General features: G+C 69.5%; 9 protein-coding genes and 2 tRNA genes. 9 read left to right on the forward strand and 2 right to left on the reverse strand.

The annotated features are described in order from the left end of the window. Positions 1–90 precede the first annotated feature (90 nt). The 5 genes from P0084_RS01545 to P0084_RS01565 are packed head-to-tail and all read left to right on the forward strand — an operon-like array spanning position 91 to position 4,363. The gene (locus P0084_RS01545) at positions 91–987 is read left to right on the forward strand and encodes a phytanoyl-CoA dioxygenase family protein (RefSeq protein WP_308915029.1); all 897 of its coding nucleotides are present in this window, start codon (positions 91–93) and stop codon (positions 985–987) included. Positions 988–990: 3 nt separating this feature from the next. Continuing rightward, a complete protein-coding gene (locus P0084_RS01550; protein ID WP_308915030.1) occupies positions 991–1,884 on the forward strand; it encodes an NAD(P)-dependent oxidoreductase in 894 nt (297 codons plus the stop codon). A gap of 24 nt (positions 1,885–1,908) precedes the next feature. Next, on the forward strand, positions 1,909–2,790 hold the full coding sequence (locus tag P0084_RS01555; protein ID WP_308915062.1) for a DMT family transporter: 882 nt from the start codon (positions 1,909–1,911) through the stop codon (positions 2,788–2,790). After that, the gene (locus P0084_RS01560) at positions 2,787–3,776 is read left to right on the forward strand and encodes a Gfo/Idh/MocA family protein (protein WP_308915031.1); all 990 of its coding nucleotides are present in this window, start codon (positions 2,787–2,789) and stop codon (positions 3,774–3,776) included. The genes P0084_RS01555 and P0084_RS01560 overlap by 4 nt, the downstream gene beginning before the upstream one ends. Next, complete coding sequence (locus tag P0084_RS01565) at positions 3,770–4,363, forward strand: LysE family translocator (protein ID WP_308915032.1); 594 nt, start codon at positions 3,770–3,772, stop codon at positions 4,361–4,363. The genes P0084_RS01560 and P0084_RS01565 overlap by 7 nt, the downstream gene beginning before the upstream one ends. A gap of 256 nt (positions 4,364–4,619) precedes the next feature. On the opposite strand, the gene P0084_RS01570 is transcribed toward P0084_RS01565, so the two are convergent. After that, entirely contained in the window at positions 4,620–5,648 is a 1,029-nt protein-coding gene (locus tag P0084_RS01570; RefSeq protein ID WP_308915033.1) for a cysteine synthase A, read from the reverse strand. Positions 5,649–5,758: 110 nt separating this feature from the next. Here P0084_RS01570 and P0084_RS01575 point away from each other — a divergent pair. Both P0084_RS01575 and P0084_RS01580 read left to right on the forward strand, forming a co-directional pair. After that, a tRNA-Val gene (locus tag P0084_RS01575) sits at positions 5,759–5,834 on the forward strand. 20 nt (positions 5,835–5,854) lie between these two features. After that, entirely contained in the window at positions 5,855–6,589 is a 735-nt protein-coding gene (locus tag P0084_RS01580) for a LuxR family transcriptional regulator (RefSeq protein WP_308915034.1), read from the forward strand. Positions 6,590–6,693: 104 nt separating this feature from the next. Here P0084_RS01580 and P0084_RS01585 read toward each other — a convergent pair whose 3' ends face one another. Then, a complete protein-coding gene (locus P0084_RS01585) occupies positions 6,694–7,461 on the reverse strand; it encodes an SDR family NAD(P)-dependent oxidoreductase (protein ID WP_308915035.1) in 768 nt (255 codons plus the stop codon). Between the two features lie 79 nt (positions 7,462–7,540). On the opposite strand from P0084_RS01585, the gene P0084_RS01590 reads away from it, so the two are divergent. Together P0084_RS01590 and P0084_RS01595 are read left to right on the forward strand one after the other, a co-directional pair. Beyond that, a complete protein-coding gene (locus P0084_RS01590; RefSeq protein ID WP_308915036.1) occupies positions 7,541–7,765 on the forward strand; it encodes a hypothetical protein in 225 nt (74 codons plus the stop codon). An 84-nt stretch (positions 7,766–7,849) separates the two neighbouring features. Continuing rightward, positions 7,850–7,926 (forward strand) — tRNA-Asp (locus P0084_RS01595). Positions 7,927–7,936 lie beyond the last annotated feature (10 nt).

Genomic DNA, 7,936 nt, shown 5'->3' on the forward strand with positions numbered 1-7,936 from the left:
CGCAACCCCGGATCATGCATCGCGACGACCTTGGCATCCCGTGCGGAACCTGCTGACCTGTCGGCACGCATGGGGGAAGGAGCGATCGCGGTGACCGAAGTCCTGACCGAAGCGCAGAAGCGCCAGTACGAAACCGAAGGCTACGTGATCCTGGAACGTCGCCTGCCCGCCGACGTCCTGCCCCGGCTTCACGCCGAGATTGACCGCTATACGGCCAAGGCCCGCGGCCTTTCCGCCGGGACGGACGAGCTGGACCTGGAGGACAGCCACACGCCGGACGAACCGCGCGTGCGCCGGATCAAGCTGCCCCACCTCCATTCGGACGTGTTCCGCGAGCTGATGTTCGATGACCTGATCCTCGCGCCGGTCCGCGACCTGATCGGCCCCGACCTCCGCCTGCACACCACCAAGCTGAACATGAAGGAGGCCGGGCACGGCGCCGCCGTCGAATGGCACCAGGACTTCGCCTTTTATCCGCACACCAACGACGCCGTCCTCGCCGTGGGCGTGATCCTGGACGACATGGGCCCGGAGAACGGGCCCCTGATGGTCTTTCCCGGCAGCCACAGGGGTCCGATCCACGACCACCACCAGGATGGGTACTTCGTGGGCGCGATGGACCTAGCGCGCGACGGCTACGACCTCGCGGACGCGGTGCCCCTGATGGGGCCCGCGGGGTCGATCAGCATCCATCACGGACGCATCGTCCACGGCTCCGCGCTGAACCGATCCACCCGGTCGCGCCGCATCCTCTTCTACGAGGTGATGGCCGCCGACGCCTTTCCCATCACCGGCGGCACCACGCGCTTCGACACGCTCGAGGAATACGACGCCCGCATGCTATGCGGCGCGCCCACCATCCATCCGCGGCTGGAACCGGTGCCCGTGCGCCTGCCCCTGCCGCATCCCCCGCCGGGCAAGACCATCTACGAAGTGCAAAAGGCCCTGCGCACCCGCAGCTTCGACACCGCGACACAGGAGGCCTGAGACATGGCGAAGATCGGATTCATCGGCCTGGGCCTGATGGGAAGCGCGATGGCCCAGCGCCTGCTCGACCGGGGGCACGACCTCACGGTGCTGGGCAACACGAACCGGGCCGGCCTCGACGCCGCCACCGCCCGCGGCGCCGCGGAAGCCGGCAGCGCCCGCGAGCTGGCGGAGGCGTCCGACGTCGTGATGCTGTGCATGGGCACGTCCGACCACGTCGAAGGACGGATGCGCGGCGACGACGGCGTGATCGCGGGTCTGTCCAGCGGCGCGACCGTGATCGACTTCGGCACCTCCCTGCCCGCCTCGTCCAAGACCCTCGCCGCGGAGGTGGAGGGCGCGGGCGCCGCCTATCTCGACGCGCCCCTGGGCCGCACGCCCTCCCACGGGCGCGAGGGGCAGCTCAACATCATGGCGTCGGGCGACCGCGCCGCCTTCGATCGCGTCCGCCCCCTCCTGGACGACCTGGGCGAGAACGTGTTCCACCTGGGCCCGGTCGGGTCGGGCCACACGATCAAGCTGATCAACAACTTCTTCGCCATGACGACGGCCAACGCGATGGCGGAGGCCTTCGCCATGGCCGATCGCGCGGGCATCGAGCGGCAGTCCCTGTACGACGTCATGTCCGCGGGTCCGCTCCGATCGGGCATGATGGACTTCATCAAGGCCTATGCGGTGGACGGCGACCCCGAGAACCTCGCCTTCACGATCAGGAACGCCGCAAAGGACGTCGGCTACTACCGCCGGATGGCGGACGATCTGGGGGCGGACAGCGTGATGTCGGGTTGCGCGGACGCCGCGCTTAACGCAGCGATCGACGGGGGACGCGGCGACGATCTGGTGCCGCAGATGGTCGACTTCTACGCGGACCGCTTCGCGAAACGGTCCGGGGACTGAACCCTGGCCGCCTTCGTCAGTCCCCTGGCCCGAAGACGGGTCCACGACCCGGGCCGGGGCATCGCGCTGATGCTCGTGGCCTATCTGCTCTTCAGCGTCACGGACGTGTCCGTCGCCTGGCTGACGGCGGCGGGCCTGCCGGTCCTGCAGCTGGCCTTCATGCGATTCGGCACGCATCTCGCGCTGTCCACGGGGCCGATGATGGGCCGCGACCATTCCGGGTTCACGGCGCCCGCCCGCCAGGCGCTGTGGATGCTCCTCCGCGGCGCGCTGCTGCTGACGGCGACGCTCTGCAACTTCGTGGCGCTGACCTATCTCGACCTGACCGTGGTGGCGGCGATCATGTTCTCCAGCCCGATCATCGTCAGCGCGCTGGCCGTGCCGCTTCTGGGCGAACGAGTCGGGCCCTGGCGCTGGGGCGCGATCCTCGTGGGCTTCCTGGGCGTCCTCGTCGTCGTGCGTCCCTGGGGCGCGGCGTTCCATCCGGCCACTTTGCTGTCCCTGACGGCGGCGACCGCGCTCGCGCTCTTCTCGCTGTTGACCCGCCGCCTCTCGGGGGAGGCCGCCCCCCGGACCATGCAGCTCTATGCCGGGTTGGTGGGCACGATCGCGCTGGCGCCCGCCGCGTTCCTGGCATGGGAGAACCCCGCCACCGCGCTGGATTGGGGGCTGCTGTTCCTCATCGGCGCGGCGGCTTGGCTGGGGCACCACTTCTTCGGGTTGGCCCACGGATACGCGCCCGCCAACGTCCTCATGCCGTTCAGCTACAGCTTCCTGATCTACATGGCCGCGGCGGGATGGCTGGTCTTCGGCACCCTGCCGGACCTGTGGTCCGTGATCGGCGCCATCGTGATCGCGGCCTCGGGCCTCGTGATCTGGTGGCGCGAACGGGGCCGCGCGACGTGACCGGCCCCCGCATGGCGGTCGTGGGCATCGACCACCGGCACATCTACACGATGGCGGCCCACATGGTCGATGCCGGCGGGACGCTGGTCGCCTGGGCCACCGACGGCGAGCCGGGAACCCTGCCCGGCTGGCGCGACCGCTTCCCGGACCTGCCGCGCCGCGACGCGACCGCGATCCTGGCGGATCCGGACATAGACCTGATCCTGACCGCGGCGGTCCCGGCCGACCGACCCGCCCTCGCCGTCCGCGCGATGGCGGCGGGCAAGCACGTCCTGTCCGACAAACCCGGCGCCCTGACGCTTCCCGACCTCGACCGCATCCGCGACGCCTGCGCCCGGACCGGCAGACGGTGGGAGGTGGACTTCTCCGAACGCTACGAAGTCCCGTCCGTCACGCGCGCCACGCGGCTGATCCGGGACGGCGCGATCGGTCGCCTGGTCGACATCACCCTGATCGCTCCCCATCGGCTGAACGCCGCGACCCGACCCGATTGGTTCTGGGACCCCCGCCGGGGCGGCGGCATCCTGGCCGATATCGGCAGCCACCAGATCGAACAGGTCCTGCACTTTGCCGGCGCGGACGACGCCACGATCGAATACGCCGACGTCGACTGCATGGAACATCCTCCCTTTCAGGACAGGGGCCGCATCGCCATGCGCGCGGGCGACGTGACCGGAACGATCCTGCTGCACTGGTTCACGCCCGATGGCCTGCCCGCCTGGGGCGACGGACGCCTGTTCGCGACCGGCACCACCGGCACGCTGGAGGTTCGGAAGTACGTCGATCCCGCCGGCCGTCCCGGCGCGGATCACGTCATCCTGACGGATGCGACGGGCGTCCGACGCTTCGACGCCAGCGACGACCCCCTTCCCTTCTTCGGGTGGTTCGCGGCCACCCTCGGGGACCCGCAGCGTGACCATCCCTTCGCCGTCACCCGCCTGGCGATCCAGGCGCAGGACATCGCGGAGCGGCGACGGGAATGCTGACCTTCGCGGCGGCGGTCTTCTTCTTGATCGTCACGCCCGGACCCGGCGTCCTGTCACTGGCAGGGGTGGGCGCGGCGTTCGGGCGCCGGGCCGGGCTGCGCTATCTCGTCGGGCTGTTCGTCGGCACGAACCTGGTCTGCCTGGGCGTGCTGACCGGCGTGGCCGCCACGGCCCTGGCCGACCCGCGCATCCGAACGGTGCTGTTGGTCGCCTCCACCGCCTATCTGCTATGGCTGGCCTGGGGCATCGCGACCGCGGGGCGCGAGATACGGTTCACGCCGGCATCCCACCCGCCGGGCATCCGGGGGGGCCTGGCGTTGCAGGCGCTGAACCCCAAGGCCTACGTGGTGAACACGACGCTGTTCACCGGCTTCGCCATCGCACCCGCGCACCCCGCCTGGGAGGTGGCCGTCAAGCTGGCGATCCTGAACGCGATATGGATGGCCCTCCACCTGGGTTGGCTGTGGGCGGGCATCGCGGTGCAGCGGATGGACCTGCCCCCCGGCGTGCAACGGGGCGTCAACGTCGGCATGGCGACCGCGATGGTGGCGGTGGTGGCGCTGGCCGGATGGGCCGCGCTGGCCTGACCTCCGCATCCCGACCGAAGCGATTCCCGTCCGACGGAAGGCAGACGCAGGGCAGACGCTCCGCAGACACGCGCCCTGCCCGCCCGCCGACGGACCGCAGGCGGCATGGTCCGACGGTCCACCTCCCCCACAGCCCTTTCTCGCCTGGATCATCGCCCCGCTTGCGCCGTTCCGCGCTCCCGGTCAGACTGATGGCACCGAACCGATCGCCCCGCCCGTCACGAGGCGAAGTTACGCCGCACCGCAGCATGACGCGTCAGGCGCGGACGTCCGGCAGGTCGGTGGGCGCGCGATCCAGCCACGCGGGCACTGGCAGGTCCTTCGACCGCAGGAAGGCGGGGTCGAACAGCTTCGACTGATACCGCGTCCCGTAGTCGCACAGGATCGTCACGATCGTATGGCCCGGCCCCATGTCGCGCGCCATCGCCATGGCGCCTCCGACGTTGATCCCCGACGACCCGCCCAGGCACAGCCCCTCATGTTCCAGCAGGTCGAACACGATGGACACCGCCGTCGCGTCGTCCACCCGGCAGGCGAAGTCCGGCGAGAACCCTTCCAGGTTAGCCGTGATCCGCCCCTGGCCTATCCCTTCGGTGATGCTGCTGCCCTCCGACGCCATCTCGCCTGTCGTATAGAAGCTGTAGAGCGCGGCCCCCATCGGATCGGCCAGCCCCACCTTCACCCCCTTAGGCTGCAGCACCTCCGCCACCCCCGCGACCGTGCCGCCGGACCCCACGGCGCAGATGAACCCATCGACCCGGCCGCCCGTCTGCTCCCAGATCTCGGGGCCCGTCCCCTCCACGTGGGCCTGCCGGTTGGCCGTGTTGTCGAACTGGTTGGCCCAGATGGCCCCGTTCGGCAGGGTCCGGTCCAACGCCTCCGCCAGGCGCCCGGAATAGCGGACGTAGTTGTTCGGGTCCCGGTACGGAGCCGCCGGCACCTCGACCAGCTCCGCACCCGCCAGCCGCAGCATGTCCTTCTTTTCCTGGCTCTGCGTTTCCGGAATCACGATCACGGTCCGGAACCCCATCGACGCGCCGACCAGCGACAGGCCGATGCCCGTGTTGCCCGCCGTCCCCTCCACGATGGTGCCCCCGGGTCGCAGCGCCCCCCGGGCGACCGCGTCGCGGATGATGTACAGGGCCGCGCGGTCCTTGACCGATTGCCCGGGGTTCAGGAACTCCGCCTTGCCCAGGATCTCGCACCCCGTGGCCGTGCTGGGGCCGTTCAGGCGGATCAGGGGGGTGTTGCCGATGGCGGCGGCGAGGTCGGAATGGATGGTCACGGGCGGGCCCCTCGGTCCGGAAGCGAAGCCCTTCGATACGCAGACCCATCCGATGCGGCAAGCCGCGCCGACTTGCCGCACACCCGGTCCCCGGTCTATCGTGGAGGCGCGGGTGGTTAGCTCAGTTGGTAGAGCGTCTCGTTTACACCGAGGATGTCGGGGGTTCGAGCCCCTCACCACCCACCATGCCGTCCCAGGGGGCGCACATGTCGGATTCGGCTCTGTCTGACTTCGCCGCACGATCCGCCGAAGCGCGGGACCCCCAGGAATTGTGGCACGTGGTGATCGCGTTCTATGCCGACGACGACATCCCGATGGTCAGCTATCACCACTTCCGCCAGGGACGCATGCAGGGTGTCCTGACGGAAACAGGGATAAAAGCACATGGCTTCCCGGCCGACTGGGTCACCCATTACCTCGAAGACCACCTGTTCGAGCACGATCCGATCGTCGCGCTCGCGGCGCGAACCACCCGCCCCTTCTTCTGGAACGACATCCGGCATCTCGTCGAACTGACCGGCGCCGAGGAGGCGATGCTGCGCCGATTGGAGGCCGCCGATCTGGGCGACGGCCTCAGCATGCAGGTCGTCGGACCGAACCTGCGCAACGGATACGTGGGCCTCGGCTTCGGGGGTCGGCGCCCCGCGCTCTCGGACGCCATGATATTCGAATTGAAATGCGCAGCGCAGATCGCCCACCTGCGCTATTGTGAGATGGTGCCGGACGACGCCCGCGCGGCTGCGTCCCTGACCGCGCGCGAGCGCGAGGTCCTGGGATGGATCGCACGCGGCAAGTCCAACGCGGTGATCGCCGACATCCTTCGGGTGTCGCGCCACACGGTCGACACCCTCGTCCGGCGCATCTTCGACAAGCTCGGCGTGGCGGACAGGACGACCGCCGCGATCAAGGGCGTGGGCGCGGGCCTGATCCTGCCCACCTGACCGATTGCCCTTGCAACCAAGGGTTGTCCCGCAACTGCGTGACAGACGGAACCTTCATGCGCGCCTAAATCCGCAGCATGCAGACGAAGGTTTGGACATCGGGATCACGCACCGTTCGTGGCGCGTCGCAGCGCGGGCAGACCGATTCCCGTGGCCTCGAACCCGCCATCGACCGACAGGCGCTGCCCCGTGACGTAGCTTGCCTTGGGGGAGCACAACCAGACGATCGCCTCCGCGATCTCTGGCTCTCGTCCGTACCGTCCCAGCGGGATCGCATCGTGATAGGCGTGGATGATCTCCTGCGTGTGGACCGCCATCGCCAGCTTCGTTCGGACCGGCCCCGGACAAACGCAGTTCACGCGTATGCCGAACTCGCCCAACTCGACCGCCTGCTGCTGCGTCAGATGCGCCACCGCCGCCTTCGACGTGCCGTACGCGACCCGCAGCGTGGACGCCCGCAGCGCGCTGATCGACGCGATGTTGACCACCGCGCCGCGCGCGGCCTTCAGGGCCTGCAGCACGGCCTGGGTCATCAGGAACGGCCCATCCAGGTTGGTTCGCATCACCGCATGCCACCGCTCCGCCGTGGTCTCCGCGAGGGGGCCGAAATCCGCCAGGCCGGCATTGTTCACCAACGCGTGCAGGCGGCCGCCCAGCGCCTCGACCTCCTGCGCGATCGCATCGACGTCTCCGGGCTCGGCGACGTCGCGCACCAGCGCCACGCTTCCCGGAACCGTCCCGGCCGCAACGGCCAGCGCGTCGCCGTCGATATCGACCATCACCACCGTGCTTCCGGCAGCGGCCATCTGCTGCGCCGTCGCCAGACCGATGCCGCGTGCGGCGCCCGTTATCACGCATAGTCGTTCGGCCATCGGCCCATCCCCCACTGTCTCCACCTTATTCATCGTGCTGTGCGAACGCCCGGCCGCACCTCCCAAGAGCCCTAGACCAATGTTGACCGATCAGGAATCCGTCCACCTCCGCACCGCCATCCAGGAGGCGATCCGCGACGTCGCCAATCAATCCGCCACCCTGTCGGGCTGGCTGGCGCTGGACTGCGCCGAAATGCTCGTCCTCCTCGCCCGTCAGGAGCTGGGCCCCGCCATCACCCCCGAGCAGTCCGACGAGCTGGACGAGATCGTCCTGCGCCTGCGCCGTGTGGCCGCCTACGTCTGAATCGGAGCCCCGGCGCGGTCGGCCTTTTTCCCCGAGATCACCCATTGACCCCCCCGCGACCCTTCGGTATCCGCCCGCTCACGCGCGGTTGTAGCTCAGTTGGTTAGAGTACCGGCCTGTCACGCCGGGGGTCGCGGGTTCGAGCCCCGTCAACCGCGCCACTTCCCCCCA

This window comes from Jannaschia maritima (assembly GCF_030973515.1).
GTDB lineage: Bacteria > Pseudomonadota > Alphaproteobacteria > Rhodobacterales > Rhodobacteraceae > Jannaschia > Jannaschia maritima.